Source organism: Azospirillum sp. HJ39 (assembly GCF_041507355.1).
GTDB classification, from domain to species: domain Bacteria; phylum Pseudomonadota; class Alphaproteobacteria; order Azospirillales; family Azospirillaceae; genus Azospirillum; species Azospirillum thiophilum.
On the sequence record NZ_CP167905.1, the window covers coordinates 305,163 to 326,562 of the forward strand.

Annotated in this window: 23 protein-coding genes; 8 read left to right on the top strand and 15 right to left on the bottom strand. The window is 65.4% G+C overall.

Annotated elements, in window-relative coordinates; genetic code table 11:
• The first annotated feature begins 78 nt into the window (after positions 1-78).
• From ABMY26_RS02015 to ABMY26_RS02030, 4 genes are all read left to right on the top strand, one after another.
• The gene (locus ABMY26_RS02015; RefSeq protein ID WP_372394805.1) at positions 79-2,214 is read left to right on the top strand and encodes a response regulator; all 2,136 of its coding nucleotides are present in this window, start codon (positions 79-81) and stop codon (positions 2,212-2,214) included.
• Between the two features lie 66 nt (positions 2,215-2,280).
• Positions 2,281-2,655: a hypothetical protein gene (locus ABMY26_RS02020; RefSeq protein WP_372394806.1), complete on the top strand. Its 375-nt coding sequence runs from the start codon at positions 2,281-2,283 to the stop codon at positions 2,653-2,655.
• Between the two features lie 85 nt (positions 2,656-2,740).
• Positions 2,741-3,010, top strand: a complete 270-nt coding sequence (locus ABMY26_RS02025) for a DUF5985 family protein (RefSeq protein ID WP_372394807.1) — start codon at positions 2,741-2,743, stop codon at positions 3,008-3,010.
• A complete protein-coding gene (locus tag ABMY26_RS02030) occupies positions 3,010-3,285 on the top strand; it encodes a DUF5985 family protein (RefSeq protein WP_372394808.1) in 276 nt (91 codons plus the stop codon). The genes ABMY26_RS02025 and ABMY26_RS02030 overlap by 1 nt, the downstream gene beginning before the upstream one ends.
• Positions 3,286-3,292: 7 nt before the next feature.
• Here ABMY26_RS02030 and ABMY26_RS02035 read toward each other — a convergent pair whose 3' ends face one another.
• Positions 3,293-3,637: a hypothetical protein gene (locus ABMY26_RS02035; protein ID WP_372394809.1), complete on the bottom strand. Its 345-nt coding sequence runs from the start codon at positions 3,635-3,637 to the stop codon at positions 3,293-3,295.
• A 291-nt stretch (positions 3,638-3,928) separates the two neighbouring features.
• Between ABMY26_RS02035 and purT the strand changes: the two genes are divergently transcribed.
• A complete protein-coding gene (gene purT / locus ABMY26_RS02040; RefSeq protein ID WP_372394810.1) occupies positions 3,929-5,098 on the top strand; it encodes a formate-dependent phosphoribosylglycinamide formyltransferase in 1,170 nt (389 codons plus the stop codon).
• 64 nt (positions 5,099-5,162) lie between these two features.
• On the opposite strand, the gene ABMY26_RS02045 is transcribed toward purT, so the two are convergent.
• The 12 genes from ABMY26_RS02045 to ABMY26_RS02100 form a co-directional block, all read right to left on the bottom strand.
• Positions 5,163-6,398, bottom strand: a complete 1,236-nt coding sequence (locus ABMY26_RS02045; RefSeq protein ID WP_372394811.1) for an MFS transporter — start codon at positions 6,396-6,398, stop codon at positions 5,163-5,165.
• Complete coding sequence (locus tag ABMY26_RS02050) at positions 6,395-7,567, bottom strand: acetyl-CoA C-acyltransferase (RefSeq protein WP_372394812.1); 1,173 nt, start codon at positions 7,565-7,567, stop codon at positions 6,395-6,397. Before ABMY26_RS02050 ends, ABMY26_RS02045 begins: the two co-directional genes overlap by 4 nt.
• Entirely contained in the window at positions 7,564-9,030 is a 1,467-nt protein-coding gene (locus tag ABMY26_RS02055; protein ID WP_372394813.1) for a class I adenylate-forming enzyme family protein, read from the bottom strand. Before ABMY26_RS02055 ends, ABMY26_RS02050 begins: the two co-directional genes overlap by 4 nt.
• Positions 9,031-9,037: 7 nt before the next feature.
• Positions 9,038-9,586, bottom strand: coding sequence for a biotin transporter BioY (locus ABMY26_RS02060; protein WP_372394814.1), 549 nt, complete (start codon positions 9,584-9,586; stop codon positions 9,038-9,040).
• Positions 9,587-9,613: 27 nt separating this feature from the next.
• Positions 9,614-10,255, bottom strand: coding sequence for an energy-coupling factor transporter transmembrane protein EcfT (locus ABMY26_RS02065; RefSeq protein WP_372394815.1), 642 nt, complete (start codon positions 10,253-10,255; stop codon positions 9,614-9,616).
• Positions 10,255-10,929 carry an energy-coupling factor ABC transporter ATP-binding protein gene (locus ABMY26_RS02070; protein WP_372394816.1) on the bottom strand — a complete coding sequence of 225 codons (675 nt, stop codon included), beginning with the start codon at positions 10,927-10,929 and terminating at the stop codon, positions 10,255-10,257. Before ABMY26_RS02070 ends, ABMY26_RS02065 begins: the two co-directional genes overlap by 1 nt.
• A gap of 183 nt (positions 10,930-11,112) precedes the next feature.
• Entirely contained in the window at positions 11,113-11,913 is an 801-nt protein-coding gene (locus tag ABMY26_RS02075; RefSeq protein ID WP_372394817.1) for a class I SAM-dependent methyltransferase, read from the bottom strand.
• Positions 11,914-12,033: 120 nt separating this feature from the next.
• A complete protein-coding gene (locus ABMY26_RS02080; RefSeq protein ID WP_372394818.1) occupies positions 12,034-12,861 on the bottom strand; it encodes an amino acid ABC transporter ATP-binding protein in 828 nt (275 codons plus the stop codon).
• Positions 12,861-13,565 carry an amino acid ABC transporter permease gene (locus ABMY26_RS02085; protein ID WP_372394819.1) on the bottom strand — a complete coding sequence of 235 codons (705 nt, stop codon included), beginning with the start codon at positions 13,563-13,565 and terminating at the stop codon, positions 12,861-12,863. The genes ABMY26_RS02080 and ABMY26_RS02085 overlap by 1 nt, the downstream gene beginning before the upstream one ends.
• Positions 13,566-13,569: 4 nt before the next feature.
• Complete coding sequence (locus tag ABMY26_RS02090) at positions 13,570-14,217, bottom strand: amino acid ABC transporter permease (protein ID WP_045583063.1); 648 nt, start codon at positions 14,215-14,217, stop codon at positions 13,570-13,572.
• A 73-nt stretch (positions 14,218-14,290) separates the two neighbouring features.
• A complete protein-coding gene (locus ABMY26_RS02095; protein WP_045583384.1) occupies positions 14,291-15,121 on the bottom strand; it encodes a transporter substrate-binding domain-containing protein in 831 nt (276 codons plus the stop codon).
• Positions 15,122-15,186: 65 nt separating this feature from the next.
• Positions 15,187-16,089 (bottom strand): UTRA domain-containing protein, encoded by a 903-nt coding sequence (locus tag ABMY26_RS02100; RefSeq protein WP_372394820.1) that lies wholly within the window; start codon positions 16,087-16,089, stop codon positions 15,187-15,189.
• Between the two features lie 182 nt (positions 16,090-16,271).
• Between ABMY26_RS02100 and ABMY26_RS02105 the strand changes: the two genes are divergently transcribed.
• The 3 genes from ABMY26_RS02105 to ABMY26_RS02115 are packed head-to-tail and all read left to right on the top strand — an operon-like array spanning position 16,272 to position 19,820.
• On the top strand, positions 16,272-17,513 hold the full coding sequence (locus tag ABMY26_RS02105) for a paraquat-inducible protein A (protein ID WP_372394821.1): 1,242 nt from the start codon (positions 16,272-16,274) through the stop codon (positions 17,511-17,513).
• A 58-nt stretch (positions 17,514-17,571) separates the two neighbouring features.
• Positions 17,572-19,188: an intermembrane transport protein PqiB gene (locus ABMY26_RS02110; protein WP_372394822.1), complete on the top strand. Its 1,617-nt coding sequence runs from the start codon at positions 17,572-17,574 to the stop codon at positions 19,186-19,188.
• A 26-nt stretch (positions 19,189-19,214) separates the two neighbouring features.
• Positions 19,215-19,820, top strand: a complete 606-nt coding sequence (locus ABMY26_RS02115) for a membrane integrity-associated transporter subunit PqiC (protein WP_372394823.1) — start codon at positions 19,215-19,217, stop codon at positions 19,818-19,820.
• Between the two features lie 28 nt (positions 19,821-19,848).
• On the opposite strand, the gene ABMY26_RS02120 is transcribed toward ABMY26_RS02115, so the two are convergent.
• Together ABMY26_RS02120 and ABMY26_RS02125 are read right to left on the bottom strand one after the other, a co-directional pair.
• A complete protein-coding gene (locus tag ABMY26_RS02120) occupies positions 19,849-20,397 on the bottom strand; it encodes a hypothetical protein (RefSeq protein WP_372394824.1) in 549 nt (182 codons plus the stop codon).
• Positions 20,398-20,483: 86 nt separating this feature from the next.
• A complete protein-coding gene (locus ABMY26_RS02125) occupies positions 20,484-21,380 on the bottom strand; it encodes a LysR family transcriptional regulator (protein ID WP_045583059.1) in 897 nt (298 codons plus the stop codon).
• Positions 21,381-21,400: the final 20 nt, after the last annotated feature.

The following is a 21,400-nucleotide window of genomic DNA, read 5'->3' on the forward strand; positions in this document are numbered from 1 at the left end:
GAAGTGACACCTTCGAATCCAGTCACCGCCCCGCCGGTACCCTCCGGCGATGCGATTGTGGGATGGAACAGCGGGACCATGACCTCCGATCCGCATCCACAGCCCGACAGGGCGGACGTCGCGATCCTGATCGTCGACGACGACCCCAGGAACTTGTTCGCCGTCCGCGAGACGCTGGAGGATCTAGGTGCACAGCTCATCCTCGCCCGGTCGGGTGAGGAGGCGCTGAAGCACCTGCTGCGCCAGGACTTCGCACTGATCCTGCTGGACGTGCACATGCCGGGGATGGATGGCTACGAGACGGCGGAGCTGATCCGCCTGCGCGAGAAGTCGCGTCATATTCCCATCATCTTCCTGACCGCCATCAACAAGGACGAAACGCATATCTTCCGCGGCTATGCAACCGGGGCCGTCGACTACATGTTCAAGCCGGTCGATCCGCAGATCCTGAAATGCAAGGTGTCGGTGTTCGTCGACCTTTACCGCAAGACCGAAGAGGTCAAGCGCGAGGTCGATGCCAAGCAGCGCCTGCTCGACGAGAACGAGCGGGTGCGGCGCGAGATGCGGCTGGCCGAGCAGGCGCTGCGCCGATCGGAGGAGCGGCAGGCACTGATCCTGGAACAACTGCCCATCGTGCTCTACACGGCGGACCTGACGCCGGGCATCCCGTTCCGCTACCTGTCGGAAACGGCGGAGCGAGTCCTTGGCTATCCGGCGGGCCGCTTTGTCGACGACTCCGGATTCTGGGAAAGGGGGCTGCATCCGGACGACCGCGCACGGGTGCTGCGGCAGTTGGAATCGATCCATGATACGGGTCTGACCACGGTGGAATATCGCTGGCGTTGTCCGGATGGTGGCGAGCGCCATCTGCTGGACCAAGCAGTGGTCGTGTTCGGCGAGGATGGCGTACCGGGTGAACTGTTCGGTACCATCCTGGACGTCACCGAGACCAGGCAGGCTCAACGCCAACTCGCCCATGCCCAGAAGATGGAGATGGTCGGGCAGTTGACCGGCGGCATCGCCCACGATTTCAACAACATGCTGATGGTGGTGATCGGCAGTCTGGAACGCCTGCTCCCCGGCCTGTCGGATGATACCAAGGCGGCGCGCCGGGCGGAGATGGCGCTCCAGGCGGCTTTGCGCTGTTCCGATATGACGCGGCGGCTGCTGACCTTCGCGCGTCGGCAGCAACTCCACCCCGAACCGGTTGATCTCGGCGCCCTGGTCGCCGGCATGGGCGAACTGATGCAGCGGACGCTTGGCGGAGGGGTCGCCATCGCCATCGAAGCGCCGCCTGCCGACACGCCGCCACTGTGGACCGCCTCTGTCGACCGGTCGCAGGCGGAATCTGCCCTGTTGAACCTTGTCATCAACGCCCGAGATGCCATGCCAGGCGGCGGCAGCCTGCGCATCCGCACCGAGAACGTCCGCTTCGAGGCACCGCGGGCCGCACTTGGGATGACCGTGCCGGCCGGCGACTACATCCTGTTGTCGGTGTCGGACAGCGGCTGCGGCATGGCGCCGGAGGTGCTGGAGCGCGCCTTCGAGCCATTCTTCACCACCAAGGAGGCTGGGAAGGGGACGGGCCTCGGCCTTGCCATGATCCATGGCTTCGTCAAACAGTCGGGCGGACTGATCGGCATCGACAGCATCCCGGATGCCGGCACCACCTTTCGCCTCTACCTGCCGCGGGCCACGATGGAAATGTCGCACGGCGCCGCACCGGCCGAAGATGGTGCCGACGAGGCGTTCGCCGGTCGTGGCGAGACGGTGCTGGTTGTCGATGATGACGCCGATGTGAGGGCGGTCGCAGTCCAGGCAGTGGGGGCACTGGGCTATCGCGTACTGGAGGCCGACGGAGCCGAGGCTGCACTGACGGTGCTGGACCGGCAACCGGTAGACCTGTTGTTCACCGACATCGTGATGCCCGGCGGTTTGAATGGACGAGAGTTGGCGCGGGAAGGCCTGCGCCGCCACCCCGCATTGAGGATCCTGTTCGCATCCGGCTATGCCAACGGTACCAGTGCGCCGGGATGGGAAGGGGGATCCGTTCCCGATACCCGGGAAGACGATCCCGGCGCTGTGCTGGGGGCGGTGCTGGGCCGGGCGGAGACGCTGGCCAAGCCCTATCGCGATGGCGTTCTTGCCCGCGCTTTGCGCCGCGCGCTGGATTTGCAGGCTCCTATTGCTCCGGCGGAGGTCGTCCGGGGGTGATATGGGGGAACGAGGGCGGCATCGTCCCATGCCGCCGGTTACGCACACCAGGTCAGGTTTTGGTTCATGGCTTTGTCAGACGATGCGCTTACCCTGCTTAGAGGCTCGATCCGCTCGGTCTGGGCTCTGGAGCTTCTTCTGTTGTTGCGCCGCCATTCCGATCGCGACTGGTCCAACGCCGATCTGGTCCGCGAACTGCGTGGCAGCGAAGTGGTGGTGCAGGAGGCGCTCGCCGGCTTTCGCGGTGCCGGGCTGCTGGTGGCGCAGCCCGACGGCAGCCACCGTTACCAGCCGGCTGCGCCCATGCTGGACCAATGGGTTGAGGAGATCGAACAGGCCTATGCCATCCGCCCGTCCGCGATCATCCGGGAGATCTTCGCGGCTCCTGGAAATAAGGTCCAGATTTTCGCCGATTCTTTCCGTTTCCGACACAATGATTGAGATGCAGTGAAAGAAATGAACTCTGTGGGCGATGCCGGGTGCTTTTTCCGGCCTTTCTCTCCTCATAAGGGGAGGAAGCGCTGAGATGGACGTCATCAAGTCCGGGGTCTATCTGCTGTGCTTTGCCGCCAGCCTGTTGTGCATGGTTCTGCTGTTGCGCAGCTATCTGCGGTCACGCAGCCGCCTGCTGTTGTGGAGCACACTCTGCTTCGTGGCGCTGGCGATCAACAACCTGTTGCTGTTCATCGACGTGGTCATTCTGCCGACACAAGTCGACCTGCTGCCCTATCGCCAGTTCTCCGCCCTGGTCGGGGTGGGGGGGCTGCTGTACGGCTTCATCTGGGATGCCGATTGATGTTGCCCACGACTTCCAGCTTCTTCACGGGCGCACTTGCAGCATTGTATGCCGTTGCTGGATTGTTCTTTCTCAGATTCTGGAAACGAACGCGCGATGCCTTGTTCATGTCCTTCGCGATGGCCTTCGCCTTGCTGGCGCTGAACCAGATTCTCTTGGCGTTGGGCGGTTTCGAGCGGGAGGAGCAGAGCTGGATCTATCTTTTGCGTCTGCTGGCCTTCCTGCTGATCATTGCCGCGGTCGTCCGCAAGAATCTGGAGGGACGCCGGCGATGAGGCGGAGCTATTTCCGCCCATCGCCAAAGCGGCGGCAATCCCATTCGTCGCTGCCGGCTTCCGCCCGTCCACCGTTGGAGGTGCGATAGCGGGCGTCGTCGCACTGGCCGTTTCCAGAATAGCGGCTGTAGCCGCCACGCCCCCGGCCGCCCTCGTAGCCGCTTCCCTGATAGCCGCTCTGATAGCCGCCGTCATAACCGCCGCGGTGTTGGGGGCGGTGCCGGCGGTCACGGTGGCTGTCGTCCTCGTCGTCGCCGGCGGTGGCCGCCAGTACGCCCAGCCCGACCACGGCAGCGCCGATCAGCAGCGCACCGGCCATATCGTCGTTGCCGTTGCCGGCACAGCCCGACAAGACCAACGAGGTCGCAAGAAAGGTTGCCAGGACCGTTCTCCGCCCGGAAACCCCACGCCGCTCTACCTTGCCGCTTACCGAGCCCATCGCCGTCTCCCAAACCCTGGGTTCTTTCATGCATGAACGCACGGACAGTCGTTTTCATCCAGATCCATTATAATTTCTTTTTAGACATATTTGTTCCGCTTGGCCTTTTCCATGGCGACTGCACGTCCGCGTGCAAGGGGGACTTGGCCCGGCTGGCGCAAAGCCCTATGGTCGGCCGGCTGTCGCCAATACGGGAGTGCGTTGATGTTCACCGCCAAGATCCTTCTGCTCGGCTCCGGGGAACTGGGGAAGGAGTTCGTTATCGCGGCCAAGCGGCTCGGCTGCGAAGTCATCGCCTGCGACAGCTACGCCAACGCCCCGGCGATGCAGGTCGCCGATGCGGCGGAGGTGTTCTCCATGCTGGATGCCGACGCGTTGCGCGCCGCAATAGCCAAGCACCATCCGGATTACATCGTGCCGGAGGTGGAGGCGATCCGCACCGAAGTGCTCCACGAGTTCGAAGAGGCCGGCACCACCGTCGTCCCGTCAGCCCGCGCCGCCACCATGACGATGAACCGCGACCGCATCCGCGAGGTCGCGGCGACCGAGCTGGGCCTGCGCACCTCGCGCTACCGCTATGCCGAAAGCCTGGATGAGGTCCGCACCGGGGCGGAGCACACCGGATTTCCCTGCGTCATCAAGCCTGTGATGTCCTCCTCCGGCAAGGGGCAGAGCACGGTGCAGGACGCCACCGGGCTGGAAACGGCCTGGAACTATGCGGTGGCGAACATGCGAGGAGATCGCCGCAAGGTGATCGTCGAGGAATTCGTCCCCTTTGAATACGAAATCACCCTGCTGACCGTCCGCACCCGTGACGGCATCCTCTATTGCGAACCGATCGGCCATCGACAGGAGCGCGGCGACTACCAGGAATCCTGGCAGCCGGTCGCCATGCCCCAGCGGATGCTGGATGACGCCAAGGCGATGGCGGCCCGCGTCGTCGACAACCTCGGCGGCTATGGCATCTTCGGCGTCGAGTTCTTCGTGACAGCCGACGAGGTCGTCTTCTCCGAACTGTCGCCGCGCCCGCACGACACCGGCATGGTTACCCTGTTGTCGCAGAACCTGTCGGAGTTCGAACTGCATGCCCGCGCCATTCTTGGGCTGCCAATCCCCGGCATCACTTGTCGCGCCCCATCGGCTTCCGCTGTCATCCTGGCCGACCGCGAGGCCGAGACTTTCCGCGTCGAGGGGCTCGCCGATGCCCTGAGCCTGGGCAGTGCGGAGCAGGAGGTCGATGTGCGCCTGTTCGGTAAGCCGACCACCCGCAAGAACCGCCGCATGGGCGTCGCGCTTGCAACCGGCAGCGACACCGACGATGCCCGTGTGCGGGCTGGGCAGGCGGCGGACAAGGTGACGATCCGTTACCTGTAAAGCCTCTGTATCTGCAATTGACGCCTTTTGGCCGTCCCTCTCCCGACAATGCGGGGGAGGGGCATTACCGCCCCAACAACTTATCCACCCGCCGCAGCGCCGGGAACAGCATCGCCCATAGCCCGGCCAGCCCGACCGCACCGACACCGCCTAGAACGACCGCCGGAACGGCGCCGATCAACGCCGCGACGCTTCCCGATTCAAACTCGCCCAACTGGTTGGATGCACCGATGAACAACGAGGTGACGGCGCCCACCCGGCCGCGCATGTCGTCGGGGGTGGACAGTTGGACCAGCGTTTGGCGCACGAACATGCTGACCTGATCGGTTGCGCCGACCGCCAGCAGGGCGATGAAGGACAGCAGCGGATCGGCCGAGAGGCCGAAAGCGATGGTGGCGACGCCGAAACCGGCGACGGCGACCAGCATCCAGCGGCCGGCATGGCGCCTGACGCCCCAGCGGGTGATGACCATCGCCATGGCGAGTGCTCCCAGCGCCGGGGCGCTGCGCAGCAGCCCGAGGCCCCAGGGGCCGACATGCAGCACGTCGCGAGCGTAGATGGGCAGCAGGGCAGTCGCCCCCCCCAACAGCACGGCGAACAGGTCGAGCGAGATGGCACCCAGGATCTCGGGCCGGCTGCGGATGAAGGCCGCCCCGGCGAGCATGCTCGACAGGCTTATGGCGCGTCTGGTCATCGTCACTTGTCGCGGGCGGCAGGCGGCTATCAGCAGGACCGACAGCACAAGCATCGCCGTGCTGACGCCATAAACCGCGGCTGGGCCGGCGATGTAAAGCAGCCCACCCAGCGCCGGGCCGGAGATCTGCGCGACCTGTACTCCCGACGACTGCCAGGCGACGGCGTTCGGCAGATCCTCCACCGGCACCGTTGCCGACAAAATCGCTTGGTTGGCGGGTCCCTCGAACGACTTCGCCAGCCCGATCAGCGCCACTACGGCAAAGATCGCCTGCGGCGACAGCCACCCCGCCATGGTGGACAGGAACAGGGCGGCGATTGCGACCGTCTCGATCGACAGCGCGCCGAAAAGTATGGTCCTCCGGTCATTGTTGTCGACTACATGCCCGGCCACCAGCACCAGCGCCAGGGTCGGCAGGAACTGGAACAGCCCGACCAGCCCGAGGTCGAGCGGATTGTCGGTCATGGCATAGACCTGCCAGCCGACCGCGACCACCTGCATCTGGATCGCCAGCATCGAACAGACCCGCGCGCACCAGAACAGGGCGAAGGCACGGTGGCGGAAGGCAGACCGGAAACTGTCCCCGGCCACGGGGGCGCTGGTCATGAAAGAGGCTCCAGAAGTGTGGCGAGGCCCAGCCCGCCACCGATGCCGAGCGTGGCTAGGCCCCTGCGGGGGGCGGTGCCCGCGACCGGGAACAGAAGTTCGGAAAACAGCCGGGTCGCCAGGATGCCTCCCGACGCGCCATAGGGATGGCCGAGGGCAAGGGCGCCGCCGCCGACACAGACCCGGGATTCTTCGATCTCCAGCGCGTCGAGGCAGGCCAGCACCTGGGCGGCGAACGCCTCGTTGAATTCGATGAGGTCGATACCAGCGACCGTCAGCCCGGAATTGCGGGCCAGCAGCTTGCGTACTGCTGGAATCGGGCCGGTGCCGAGCAGGTTGGGGTCGACCCCTGCCGCAGCCGAATCCACCACCATCAAGCCGCGGGTCAGGCCCAGCGCTTGGAATTTCCTTTCCGATACCACCGCGACCACGGCGGCACCGTCGTTGAACGGGCAGGCGTTGCCCGCAGTAACCGTCCCGTCCAACCTGACGATGGGGCGCAGCATCGCCAGACGGTCCAGGCTGGTGTCGGCGCGCGGGCATTCGTCGTGGTCGACGATCTGGCCGTCCGGCAAGGTGAGCGGAACGATTTCCCGGTCGAAACGGCCAGTGAGGCGGGAGGCGACCGCCTTGCGGTGGCTGTCCAGGGCATAGCGGTCCTGGCGGGCCCGGTCGATGCCGTATGCGGTGGCGACAGCCTCCGCTGCCTCGATCATCGACGGGTCACCGATACTGTCCGGGGCAAAGCGGGCGCGGTCGTAGAAGACCGGGCTGCGGTAGAGGTTCGCCGGCTTGGCGACCCGCCATGGCGCGGTGCTCGTGCTCTCCACTCCGCCGGCCAGGAATACGTTGCCGGCGCCGGCCTGGATCAACCGGGCTGCGAGGTTGATGGCCTCCAGGCCCGACCCGCACTGACGGTCCACTGTGACGCCGGGCACCGACATCGGCAGCCCGGCCGCCAGCGCCGACAGTCGCGCGACGTTGCCGCCGGGGCCGACCGCGTTGCCGAGGACGACGTCATCCACCTCGCCCGGATCGATCCCGGCGTCGGCGAGCACGGCTTGGATGACGGGCGCGGTGAGGTCCTGGACGGGCAGGTCGCGCAGGGAGCCGCCGATGCGGCCGACCGCAGTGCGGCGTGCTGCGACGATGATCGGGCGGCCGGTCATTCCAGTGTCTCCAGCCTACCCGCAATCGCTCGGTCACGCACATCCGCCCGCGCGATCTTGCCGCTGCCGGTCAGCGGCATGTCCGCCGCTGCGAAGACCCGTCGCGGTGCCTTGTAACCTTCCAGCCGCTGATGGCACCAACTGCGCAGATCCGCCAGCGACGCACGTTGCGCCCCCCGCCACCACACCACAGCCGACACGGTATCGCCCCAATAGGGGTCGGGTAGGGCGAAGACCACCGCCTCGGCCACTGCCGGATGAGCCCGCAGCGATGCTTCGACCTCTGCCGGATAGACGTTCAGGCCGCCGGTGATAACCATGTCGCCGGCCCGGCCGACCAGCCGCAGCCAACCTTCCGCATCGATCCAGCCGTAATCGCCGACCGTGCCCCATCCGTCACTCTCACGGAAGCCAGCGCTGTCGGCAGTCCCGAGATAGCCATCGCTCAGCATACCACTGCGAACCCAGACGGTGCCGGGCCGGCCCTGCTCGACCGGATTGCCGTCATCGTCGCGCAGGCTGAGTTCCACGCCGTGGAAAGGGCGACCGACGCTGTCGGCAGGGGCGCCTTCGCGCGACGAGCGCAGGCTTACGAAGCTCAATTCCGATGCGCCGTAATATTCCAGAACCGTGGCCTCCGGGCAGAGTACGGTCAGCCGCTCATACACCGCGGGTGCGAGCTTTGCGCCGGAACAGACCACCCGGCGCAGGAGAGGGAAGCGTCGACCATCACGTTCCGCGGCATCCAGGATGCCGACCAGCATGGTCGGAACCAGGACCAGCGTGGTGATGTCGCTCTCTTGCAGGCGGGACGCGGCACCGACGGCATCGAATTTGGACTGCACCCACACCGTGGCACCGGTCGACAGCCCTTCCACAAGACCATAGAGACCCAGGCCGTGGACCAGCGGCCCGGGCACCAGCACGGTATCGCCGGCGCCGATGCCGAACTCCACACGGCTTGCTTCCAGCGTGGCCAGCCATGAGCCCTGGTTGCGGATGAAAGCCTTTGGTCGGCCGGTGGTGCCGGAGGTGAAGCCGACCAGGAACGGTGTCTTCGGGTCCACCGTGGGAATGCTCCAGCCCGACGGTTGCGCCGCAATCCAGGTGGCGGCGGTTTCGGCGGTCAGATGCAGGTCGGGACGGAGCGTTTCGAGCGCTGCGGCGGCCTGCCCGGCGCTCCATTTCGGGTCGAACAACCCGACCACGCCCCCGGCCGCGACGGTGCCGAGGAACAGGGCCGGCAACTCCGGCCGATTGCCGAGGCTCAGGGCGACGCGCGGGGGCTTCCCATCGGACCGCAGTGCGGACACTCCGGAGCCGACCCGTCGCATCTGCTCCAGCAACCTGCCGTAGGACAGCGCCGCACCGTCGATGATCAGCGCCGGATGTCCGGGATCGTCTTCGGCCACCTTTGCAAAGGCGCGCGTAAGGTTGTCCAGCCCGATGAATTCTCCGGTCACGGGTCGATCAGGCATGGATCGGCAGGATGCCGGCACGGCGGACGGCAGCGGCAGCGACGGCTGCGATTCCAGCCTTGATCAGATCGCCCGGTACGAAGGCCAGTGAACCATAGACTGCCTTCTCGATCGGCAGGCCGGCAATCAGCCACAGCCAGGGGATGCCGCAGGCATAGACGACCAGGATCCCGCCGAGAACGCTGACCGCAAACAGGCGGACAGGATTGGCATTGGTGGCGAAGCGTTCCGCCAGCCAACCGGTGATGAGGGCGGCCAGCGGAAAGGCAAGCACGAAGCCGCCGGTCGGTCCCATCAGCACGCCGATGCCACCACGCCCGCCAGCCAGCAGCGGCAACCCGGCCGCGACCAGCAGCACGAACAGCAATGCGGCCAAACCGCCGCGCTTGGCGCCAAGGATGGTGCCCGCCAGCATCACCCCCAAGGTCTGCGCTGTGATGGGCACCGGGAGGAAGCCCAGGGGTATCGGCGGCGCCATGCCAAGGCCGCCGAGCAGGGCGGCGAACAGCGCACAGAGAACAAGGTCGCGGGTCGACAGCATGATGGACGCTTCCTTCGGAGGGTGACGTTATCGTTGAATATTCCTGGCGCTTTGGCAGTCCTGATCGGCCGGGTCATAGCCGCGCGCTTCAAGCGCGGCGGTCAGATCATCGGCCATGGTGAGAATCTTGACCAGCAGCGGAACGAACAGGGCGGCTATGTTGCGCTCGACGCCACGGGCGCGCTGGGCCATCCGCACCTCGCGCACCTGCTCGCCCAGCATCGGGATAAAGCGGATGGTCAGCGCCAGCATCAGCGCCATCTTGGCCGGATTGACGCCCAGCGGGCGCATCAGGCCGAACAGCCATTCGAAGAGATCGACCATGTCCATCACGCGGGTGGTCAGCGTGACCAGCGTCGCCAGCAGGATCAGCGCGGCGAAGCGGGCGACGGCAGCCACCATGTCCTCCCAGCCGCCACCGGCGAGCAGGGCTTGGAAGCCGAACAGCAGCGTCAGCATAACGATCGGCGCCCGCAACTCGCGCAGCACCCGTCCCGCCGGCAGCCTCGCAGCGATCAGAACCCCGGCACCGAGCAGGGCGGCGGCCATTGCTCCCCAAACGCCCGGAAGCGCCAGCACCAGGGCCGTCGCCAACAGCAGACCGCCCAGTTTCGCCCCCGCGGGCAGCCGATGGATCACCGAGTCCCGGTGAAGATAAAGCCCCAGCATCAGCCGAGACGCTCGACATAGGCCGGCACGGCCAAGGCAGGCGGACCGTCGGCAACGATGCGGCCGTCCTCCAGCACCAGCACCCGGTCGAAATCCGTCACCATGTCGAGATCGTGGGTGACGACGATGACGGTTTGCGGCAAGCCCCGCAGCAGTTCGACCACCTTGCGGCGGTTGCGCAGGTCGAGCAGGGTCGTGGGTTCGTCGAAGATCACATAGGCCGGTTCCAGCACCAGCACCCCGGCGATGGCCAGCAATTGCTTCTCGCCGCCGCTCATCTGGTGCGCCGGCTGGTGACGGTAACGGTCGAGGCCGTAGCGCTCCAGTGCCGCCGACACCCGTCGGGCGATCTCGGCCTTGGGCAGCTTGCGAGCCTTCAGGCCGAAGGCAAGGTCCTCCTCCACCGTCGGATAGACGATCTGGGTATCGGGATTCTGGAAGACGAAGCCGACCCGCTGGCGTACCGCGCGTCCATCGGTCCGGGTATCCAGCCCGTCCACGCTGACACTGCCGGCGTTCGGCACGATCAGGCCGTTCAACAGTCGCGCCAGCGTGCTCTTCCCCGAGCCGTTGCCGCCGAGGATGGCGATGCGTCGCTCCGTCAGCCGCAGGGACAGGTCGTGCAGCACGGGACGGTCGCCATAGGCGTGGGAGACGGACCGGAGTTCGATCATCGACGGACGCTTGGCTTTCGCGTTGCAGTTCTATTGCGTATGCGAAAGGTACTTAACCGGTTTACAGGCGGGGTGCCAGGGGGAAGCGGGCTCGCTTCCGGTTCAGGCACAGACTGGTGCAGAGAGTTCCGGTCGACAACCACCCGATCAGCGCCGCGACGGCATCAGCGGAAAGGAAGCAGATCATCGGCGATCTGCACGACCGATGACCCATAGCCGGTCGCCTGGGGCAGTGGCGGGACTCGCGTCGAAACCGCCCAATTCCGCCATCACACGAAAACCATGTCGTAGAAGCAGAGCTCTCATCTCGTCCGGAAGACACCATCTCAATTCGAGTAATTCATCTTTGCTCTTAAGAACTTCATTTTCTTTATCCATAATCTCGTAAGTTACTTTAAATATTGAAATTCTTTTTTGGTGGTCGATGGTTATGCTTTTGAATGTACGTGCCACATTGAAAGGCGACCCTTCCAGATTGACGACCATTTTGGGGTTGGGACTCGTTTGGCGCATATTGCTGGTATCGTCCCGCGCTCCCCATGAATCGATGACAGCTCGGCCACATTCGGATAGATGCCCGTGCAATCCCTCCAGGAATTGGTTTCGATCATCATCGCCCAGAAGAAAATTAAAAAGCCGATAGGGCGCAATCGCAAGATCGAAACGGCGGCCCAGATCAAGCTTCCGGATATCTGCCTGCATGAAAGACACGCGTTTCTTCACATTTTCACTGGCACTGTCCAATTTATGGCGAGCAACGGCCAGCATATCTTCCGAGATGTCGATGCCAACGACATCGTGCCCAGCTTCGGCCAGCGGAAATGTCAGCCGCCCTGTGCCGGCGCCGATATCCAAAATCGGTGTTCCAGTACCGATTGCAAGTGTCCGATAGAATGTCTTCTCACTTTCCGGGCATAGCGCTCCGTCGACAAAATCGTACAGTGCGGCGCTAAAACTGCCTTTTCCATAATATTGTTGTGCCATTCCGCCTGCGTCCGTCCGGTGCAAATACTGATTTCTTGATTAAGCCATCAGTCCAGCCAGTTTCCCAAACCGATCTTTCGACAGGGGTGGGGCCTGTGCATTTCCGGGCAGAGTATGAAATCAGAAACTGTTCCTCTCATGGTAGGTTTGGAGGAACTGCCGCACCCGCGGTTCTGCGCATTCGTGGAACACGTCGCGCGGTGTGCCGAAGGCGGCGATTCGGCCATGATCGAGGAAGGCCACCTTGTCGGCGACATTGGCGGCGAAGCCCATTTCGTGAGTCACCACCACCATGGTCATGCCGTCGGCCGCCAGATCGCGCATGACCTGCAACACCTCGCCCACCAATTCGGGGTCGAGCGCGGAGGTCGGTTCGTCGAACAACATCAGATGGGGTTCCATCGCGATGACGCGGGCGATGGCGACCCGCTGCTGCTGGCCGCCGGACAGGCGGGCGGGGTAGCTGTCGGCCTTGGCGGACAAACCGACTCGGTCGAGCATCTGGCGGGCACGGTCCGCGGCTGCGACCTTGTCCATGCCGCGGACCTGCACCAGCGCCTCGGCCACATTCTCCAGCGCGGTCATGTGGGGCCACAGGTTGAACTGCTGGAACACCATGCCGACGTTGCGGCGCAAAGTCCGCAGGTCGCGGTTGGACAGGCGGCGGCGCGGAGTGTCTTCACTGTAGCCGACCAGCTTGCCTTCGATGCGAATCTCGCCGCGGTCATACACTTCCAGAAAGTTGATACAGCGCAGCAGCGTGCTCTTGCCCGATCCGCTGGGGCCGATCAGGCAGACGACCTCCGACCTGTTGACAGTCAGGTCGATGTCGCGCAACACCTCGTTGGTGCCGAAGCTCTTGCCGACGCCGCGGATCGAGACCATCGGCGCGGTGTCCGCGCCGGAGGAAGCGCGGGGCAGGGTGGTGGTTTCGGAAACGGCGATCATCACGCCCTCGCGGTTGCGGTCTGGGTCGGGGACCCCTGCGGCGACGCATGGGTCAGGAAACGGGTGACGCGGGCCTCCAACCGGCGGCCCAGGCGCGACACCACCTCCACCAGCAGCCAGTAGAACAGCGCCATCCCCAGGATGGTCTCGAAGGTGGCGAAGGTCTCCGCCGCCATGGTCTGCATCTCGTACATCAATTCCGGCACGGTGATGATCGACAGAACCACCGTCTCCTTGGTCAGGATCGCCATCATGTTGACGATGGCCGGCACGGTGGAAACCAGCATCGCCGGTACGATCACCCTGCGCAGGATTGCGCCATAGGACATGCCGAGGCTGAGCGCGGCCTCCACCTGTCCCTTCGGCACGGATTGATAGCCGGCGCGGAAGATCTCGGCGAAATAGGCACTGCCGTAGATGCCCAGCCCAAGGATGCCGGCAGCGGTCGCCTCCAGACGCAGGCCGATGGACGGACCGCCGCTGTAGAGCAGGAACAGCTGAATCAGGAATGGCGTGCCGCGGATCACCTCGACATAGGCACGGATGATCCAGCGTAGCGGCTTGAACGGCAGTTGTCGCAGCAGCATCAAGGCAAAGCCCAACACGATGCCGATGGCGCAGCCGGCCCCCCAGCACAGGATGGTGACGCCGAAGCCGCGCAGCAGCGCCGGGCCGTACTGGACCAGCAGGGAAAGATCGAGCATCGCATCAGCCCTGTTGCAACCGGCGTTCGACCAGCGTGCCGAACAGGGCCAGCGCGCCGTTGATCGCCAGGTAGATGACGCCCGCCGCAAGATAGATTTCGAGTGGGCGGAAATTGCTGGCCGAAATGGTCTGGCTCGTCCGCGTCAACTCCGCCACCCCGACGACCGAGATCAGCGAGGACGCCTTCAGCAGCAGGATCAACTCGTTGACCAGGGCCGGCACGGAAATCCGGAAGGCCTGTGGCAGCAGGATTCGGATCCAGATCGCTGCGCCGGGGAAGCCGAGTGCCAATGCCGCCTCCGACTGGCCGTGGGGCACCGCATTGAGCGCCCCCCGGTAGATCTCCGACACATAGGCGCCGGAGGCGAGGCCCAGCGCTGCGATGGAGGCCACGAGCGGAGGCACGTCGATGCCGACAAGCGGCAACATGTAGTAGATCAGCAAAAGCTGGATCAGCAGCGGCACACCGCGGAAGAAACTGACATAGACCCCGCCGGCCATGTCCGCCGCCCGTCCGCCGGATTGACGCGCCACGCAGACGAGCACGCCGATGACCTGCCCCAGCAGAACGCCGAGCAGCGAGACCCAGACGGTCGTGACGGCCGCCCCCAGCAGATGGGGAAAGGCGTCGATGATGACGCTGAACTTCATCGAATGGGCCTTTGTCGGCAGGGCCGGGACTCCTTCCCTCTCTCAATGGAAGAGAGGGAAGGATGCGACTTTCTTAGAGCTGCGGTTCCGGAACCGTGGTCGGCAGCTCCTGCGAGACGCCGAACCACTTCTTTTGAATGCTGGCCATCCGGCCGTCCTTCTGGATCTTCACCAGGGCGGCGTTGACCGCTTCGATCAGGCTCTTGTCATCGTCGCTCGGCCGGCCGACCCAAGAGAAGTAGGAGGGCTTGCCGAAGGGCGGCAGGACGACGGCGAATGTCTCCTTGCGCTGCGCAGCGGCGAAAGCGAGATTCGGCAGCGAGTTGACCGACGCATCGACGCGGCCGGCGGCGAGGTCGGCGTAGGACTGGTTGCTGTCGACATACTCGCGCACATCCGGCGGGGTCGGCAGGGTCTGGCCGAACTCCTTGACCTGCGCCAGCTGGGAAGTGCCCTTTCCGCCACCGACCTTCTTGCCGGCGATGTCTTCCGGCTTGTTGATGCTCTTGTCGTCGGCGCGCTTCATGATCGCGGCAGTCGCCTCGGAAATCGGAACGGTGAAGGAGTAGCGCTTCATACGCTCCTTGGTTATGGTGACGGGCGCGATGACCAGATCGAACTTCTTGGCCTCCAGGCCCGGCAGGACGCTGGTCCAGGGCAGGTCGATATACTTGGGCTTGACGCCCAGTTCCTTCGCCACCTCGTCGATCAGGTCGCGGTCGACGCCTTTGTATTCGTTGTTCTCAAGGAAATCGAAGGGTGGGAACTGCATTTCGGTTGCGACCGTGATGACGCCTGCCTTCTTGACGTCGGCCAACGTGTCGGCCATCGCCGTGCCGGCGGTTGCACCGGCGACCAGCAGCGTGGCGCCCAGCAGTGCCGCCTTGAACATCGTGCGAACCATGACCTTGCTCTCCATCGTGAACATACCCCTGTTGCGGCCGGCGGATGAGGCCGGGCCTTTTGTGTTTACAAATTCAACTCGGTCGCACTGTCGGTGATCGACGAGCCGCTCAGGCTGAAGCGGTCGCCGACCGAGAGGAAATGAACCAGCGTGATCGGCCGATTGAGATGCACGGTCTGCCGACGGATGGACAGGCAGGCCGTACCGGCCTCCACACCCAGCAGTGCCGCCATGTCTCCAGTCGCGTTTACAGCGCGCACTGTATGCTCGGCCGATGACCAGGGCACCCTGTCGACCAGCCAACGGCTGGGCGCCGTACTTTCGAACGACTCCTCAGCGACCTCCGGCACCGCATCGAGATTGAGCAGACGGCGCTCGTGCTGGATCGGTGTGCCATCACTGAAATGCAGGCATTCCAGTGCCAGTATCGGCGTACCGTCCGGCAGGTCCGGCCAGCGGATACCCTCGCCGTTGCGAAGGTTCTTGCGTTCCCGGATGCGGAATTCATACACACGCCCTTCGCGCGCGACAACGTCGCCGATGTCCTCGATGGGAAGGGCGAAGCGGTCGCGGCGGCCGGTGGCGACGAAGGTGCCGGCCCGGCGGCGGCGGACCAGGAAGCCTTCGCGCGCCAGCAGCGCGATGGCCTTGTTGACGGTCTGGCGGGAAACGCCGTAGAGCGCCGACAACTCCGCTTCGTTGGGCAGGCGCTCACCGCTTTGCCAGCGCCCGCGCAGGATCTGGCCGGCGACGGCGCGCTTGATCTGGTCGAACAGCGGGCCCTTTCCATCGAGCGCGAGGCCGTCGAGCGCAAGGCTCTCCGGCTTGCGTGCCGGCCCGCCAAATCCGTCCTGTCCGGTCACGCCTTGCCGTGCCAACCCCTGCACCCCGCTCTCCGCGCCGCGCTGCAATATGACGTTTCGAAGATAATGTATGTACATAATCCGACGGTCAATCGTGAATTCCACGCTTGGTCCCTGCCAATGCCTTTCCTTGCTGCATCGCAGCAGATTTTCGCCTATTCCCTTTGCCAGGGCTTGCGTTGCAGCTCAAAAAAGCCAATTGGAGTGCGGGTTTTTCTGATGGAATCGGTTCGAGTGCTTGCATGTCGACAGTGTCGGGCAAGGTTGGGTTGAGTGGAGTGCAGGGAGTGGTCCGTGACGATCTGGTTGCCTGTCCGGATTGCGGACGGCTGCATCAGGTCCGTTCCTTGCCGCCTGGCGGTCGTGCCGGCTGTACCCGATGTGGCGCGTTGTTGTACCGGCATGTGGCGGGCGGTCCGCAGCATGCGTTGCCGATGGCGTTGACGGCGCTGCTGCTGCTGGGGCTGATCGCCGTTAAACCGCTGATGGCTGTGCATATCCAGGGCAACGACAGGGCAGGGCTGGTGACGACCGGAATCGAGGCGCTGGCCGCTCAGGGTATGTGGCCGCTGGCGCTTTTGGTCGGCCTGCTGGTGCTGGGGGCGCCGGTGGCACGCGTCTCGGGGGTCATCGCCGTGATGCTGCGCCTGCACACCGGGCGGTCCGCCGCTTCGTCGAGGGCGACCGCCCGGCTGTTCGCCCTGACCGAGGTCCTGCGCCCATGGGCAATGCTTGATGTTTTCCTTCTCGGGCTACTGGTCGGTTATTCCAAGCTGTATGGGTTTGCCAATGCCGAGGTGCTGGCCGGTGGGTTGGCGCTGGGCGGCTACGTGCTGGCGATCACGGTGATGGACCAGGGGCTCGACCGCCGGGCATTGTGGTCGGCGATCGACCATGTGCCGTCCGATCCGGCGCCTCCCCCCCATCGCTGGATCGCCTGTTCGGTATGCGGACGCATCCACTCCTGTGATGGCGGTGCCGATCCGCACCGTTGTACCCGCTGCAGCAGCCGTCTGCATGCACGTGAGCCCGACAGCCTGGGACGAACGACCGCGCTCGTGGCAACGAGCGCCATCCTGTATGTGCCGGCCAACCTGTTGCCGGTGATGACCGTCGTCAATTTCGGCCAGGGCGATCCCAGCACGATCCTGGGCGGTGTCGGGGAGTTGGCCGCGTCCGGCATGTGGCCGCTGGCGCTACTGGTCTTTGTCGCCAGCGTCGCCGTTCCGATGTTGAAGCTGGGCGGACTGGCATGGTTCGTCGTCACGGCATGGCGCGGATCGGCCGTCAGGCTGCAGGGACGGACCCGTCTCTACCGTTTCATCGATGCCATCGGGCGTTGGTCCAACGTGGACGTATTCATGATCGCCATCCTCACGGCGCTGGTGCAGTTCGGCGCCGTCGCCTCCGTGCGTGCCGATACCGGCGCGATCGCCTTTGCCGCAGTGGTCATCCTGACCATGCTGGCCAGTCATGTCTTCGACCCCCGTGTGATGTGGGACCGGGCCGAGGAGCGGCGGCATGACTGACGCCGGTCAACAGCCTTCGCCGGCCCCGCCGCCTCACCCGCCCGAAGTGGATGTTTCCATGCGTCGGCGCCTGTCCTTCCTATGGCTGCTGCCGCTGGTCGCGGCGCTGATCGCCGCTTGGCTCGGCTGGCGCTGGCTGGAGGAACGCGGGCCGCAGATCGTGATCACCTTCCAATCCGGTGACGGCTTGGAGGCGGGGCGGACCCGGATCAAGCACAAGAACGTCGAACTGGGCGTCATCGAAGCGGTCAGGCTGTCCGACGACCTGTCGCAAGTGGTCGCGACCGCGCGGATGGACCGCACCGCCTCCCCCCACCTCAAGGACGGGACCCGCTTCTGGGTGGTCGCGCCGCGTCTTGGACTTGGCGGAGTGTCGGGGCTGAGTACGGTGGTGTCGGGCACCTATGTCGAGATGGAGCCCGGCGGGGGCGGCGACCGACGGGAATTCGACGCTCTCGACGAGCCGCCGGTGATCCGCGCCGACGTGCCCGGCCGCAGCTTCAATCTCAAGACGGACCAGCTTGGCTCGCTGGCCCAGGGTTCGCCGGTCTATTTCCGCGGCGTCCAGGTCGGCGAGGTGATGGGTTACAGCCTGTCGCCACAGGACCGGATGGTCTCGGTATCGATCTTCGTCCGCGCGCCCTACGAGGGGCTCGTGCATGAGGGAAGCCGTTTCTGGCGCTCGTCGGGCATCCAGGTCTCTGCCGGAGCGGACGGCTTCAAGTTCCAGACGGAATCCCTGAAGACTCTCGCGCTCGGTGGCGTGGTGCTGGAAACCCCGCCCGACCCTCAAGCCGGGGCGCCGGCGAAGGACTGGGCCAGCTTCACGCTTTACGAGGATCAGGCTACCGCCGCGGCGGCCCGCGACCGGCTGCGGGTGCGCTACCGGCTGGAATTCGCCGGATCGGTCCAGGGGCTGCAGGCGGGAGCGCCGGTGCTGATGCGCGGCCTGACAGTCGGCCATGTCTCGGCGGTGCGGCTGGAGTATGACGAGGCCCGGCAGGAATTGCACATTCCGGTGGAGATCGACATCGAACCCGATCTGGTGGCCCGGACCTATGCCGTGATCGACGGCAAGCCGATGGACGAGCCGGCGGTGCGCACGCTGATCGCCGTGCAGGTGGAGAAGGGCATGCGGGGCCGGCTCGCGTCGGGCAACCTGCTGACCGGGCAGAAGCTGGTGTCCTTCGACTACGAACCGGGCCATCCGCCGACAGCGCCGGGCACCGAGCGGTCGGAGTTGCCGACCGTCGCCTCCAGCGATATCGATTCGATCACCCGGTCGGCCGGCGCCGTGATGGACAAGGTGGCGGCGCTGCCGCTGGACGGGCTGGTCGCCGATCTGCGCGGTACTTTGCAGTCCGTAACCGGCGTTGCCGGTTCGCCGGACCTAGCGCGTTCGCTGGCGGCGCTCGCCAAGGCGCTGGGCAGCGCCGATGTGCTGATGCGCGATACCGGACGTCAATTGCCGGAGCTGGTCAAGAGCCTGCGCGGCGTGGCCACCGCTGCCCAAGGCACGCTGAACAGCGCCAATGGCCTGCTTGGCGGTGGTGGCGGACAAGCCGACTTGGCTGGCGTACTGCGGCAGCTGAATGACGCCGCGCGCTCCTTCCGTGTGCTGGCAGATTATCTGGAACGCCACCCGGAAGCACTGCTTCGGGGCAAGACACCGTGACGACAAGAGGGAACGCAATGGGGCGGATGCGTGGATGGCGAGGGGCGGCACTGGCGGTGCCGCTTCTGTTGCTGGCGGCTTGCCAATCGACGCCGGACAGCCGGCTCTACACATTGGCGATGGTTCCACCGTCCGGAGCAGTGCAGGCAACCCGGACGACACCGCAGATGCTGGCGCTCGGATCGCTGGATTTGCCGATGCTGATAGACCGGCCGCAGATCGTGCGCCGCATCGACGGCAACAGGGTCGAGGCTCTGGAGTTCGATCGCTGGGCCGAACCGTTGGCCGACGGATTGCGCTCCACCCTGGCCGCCGATCTGGCGGCGCGGCTGCCTGGAATGACCGTTCTGCCGGTGGCAGGGTCTGCCCTGGCGGAGGGGACCGCGGTACTGGCCGTCACCGTCCTGCGGTTCGACGCCGACAGGGCCGGCCGCGTGGTGCTGGATGCGCAATGGAGCCTGTCGACGGGCAGTGACATGGCAGGCGGCGGGGCGGCTGGCCGCAGGATCGGCCCATCCCGCGAAACCGTGGAGATCCCAGGCGTCAATGCCGAGCCCGATAGCCTGGTCCGGGCGATGAGCCAGGCGGTCGCCGCCTTTACCGATCGCATCGCTGCGGGGGTACGGCGGTAGCCGCAATCAGCATCGCGACGGCCCGGCGTCAATGCAGCAGGGTGGCGCCGCGGTCGGCCGCCGGCTGCACACGATCCATCCGCTTCGCATTGATCCCGTCAATCGCTTTGTTTGTGAGAGGCACGTCGGAAGGGTCGGGCATCTGCAGGCCGGCGCGGGTCAATGCCGACGCCAGGACGCAGAGCGGCGCCATCGCCATCCGCACTCCAGCCAGCGGCAGCCAGTCGTTCATCAACAGCCCGGCCTCGCCATGACGGTCTTGTTGGACCAGCCGCAACATGTCGAGCAGCATGGATTCGTCGGTACCCAGCGCGGGGCAGGGCGGCCGGTGCAGGTCGAGTGGACGGGTGGTGGCAGCCAGCACGATCCGCATCAACGTATCGAACGCAACCGCTGCGTCGTTGGACAGGCCGGCTGCGGTCATTCCATCCTGCCAGTGCGGATGCGGACGGTCGGGCTCCCGCAGGGGCTCCGCCCACAGCCGCAGGACGGAGACGACAAGCGCCTCCGCCGTACGCAGGTCCTGGAACCGCTCGCGGCACGGTGTGGCCCGGCGATGGGACGACATGGTCGTCATGGCGAACTCCACTTGCGATGAACTGAAGCAGCCTATGACCGCCTCGCCCCAATTGCAAGTAATTCGCATTTGCAAACATCGCTGGCTCAGCGATATTCCGTTCTCCGCGCCAGGCCGTCCTTCAGATGCCGGATCGCCGCATGGACCTTGGGCGGGGCATGCCGCTTCTGCGGATAGACCGCCCATACCGCGGTGTTGGGGGGGCGGTGGCGGTCGAGCAGGGAGACCAGCCGACCTTCGGCAACCGGTCCCCGCACGTAATAATCCGGCAACTGGCAAAGCCCGAAGCCGCGCAGCGCCGCGTCCAGAACGGAAAAGCCGCTGTTGCAGCGCCAGCGGCCACGTGGGCGGAACAGCCAGTCCTGGCCACTGTCGTCGAACAGCCAATGGTCGGCGGTCCCGATCAGGCATTGATGGGTGCCCAGGTCCGCAAGGTTGCCCGGTGCACCATGCCGCTCCAGATAGGTGGGGGCGGCGCACAGATGCATCACCCGCGGGGCGATGCGGGTCGCGACCAGACTGGACTCGCTGAGACGGCCCAACCGGATCGCCAGATCGTAGCCCTCCTGCACCAGATCGAGGCGGCGGTTGGTCAGTTCCACCTCGATGCTCAGTTGCGGATTGCGCTCCATCAGGCTGTTGATCAGCGGCATGACGAACTGCTCGCCATAGGCGGTGGCGCAGGTCATCCGCAGCAGGCCCTTCACCTCGCTGTCGCCGCCCTGAAGGGCGCCCACGGCCAGGAAGGCATCGTCACGCTGCTCCGCCAGCCGCTGGCAACGGGCGAGAAAGGTACGGCCGCTCTCCGTCAGGCTGACCTTTCGGGTCGTCCGGTAGAACAGCGGGGCCTGCAATCGATCCTCCAGCCGCGCGACGCAGCGGCTGACATGGGAGGACGAAACCCGCAGCCGCTCTGCCGCTCGAGAAAAGCTGCCGGCTTCCGCCACCGCCACGAACTCGTCGATGCCGTCCCATCCGCTCATGGCACCTCCAACCTTCCTTG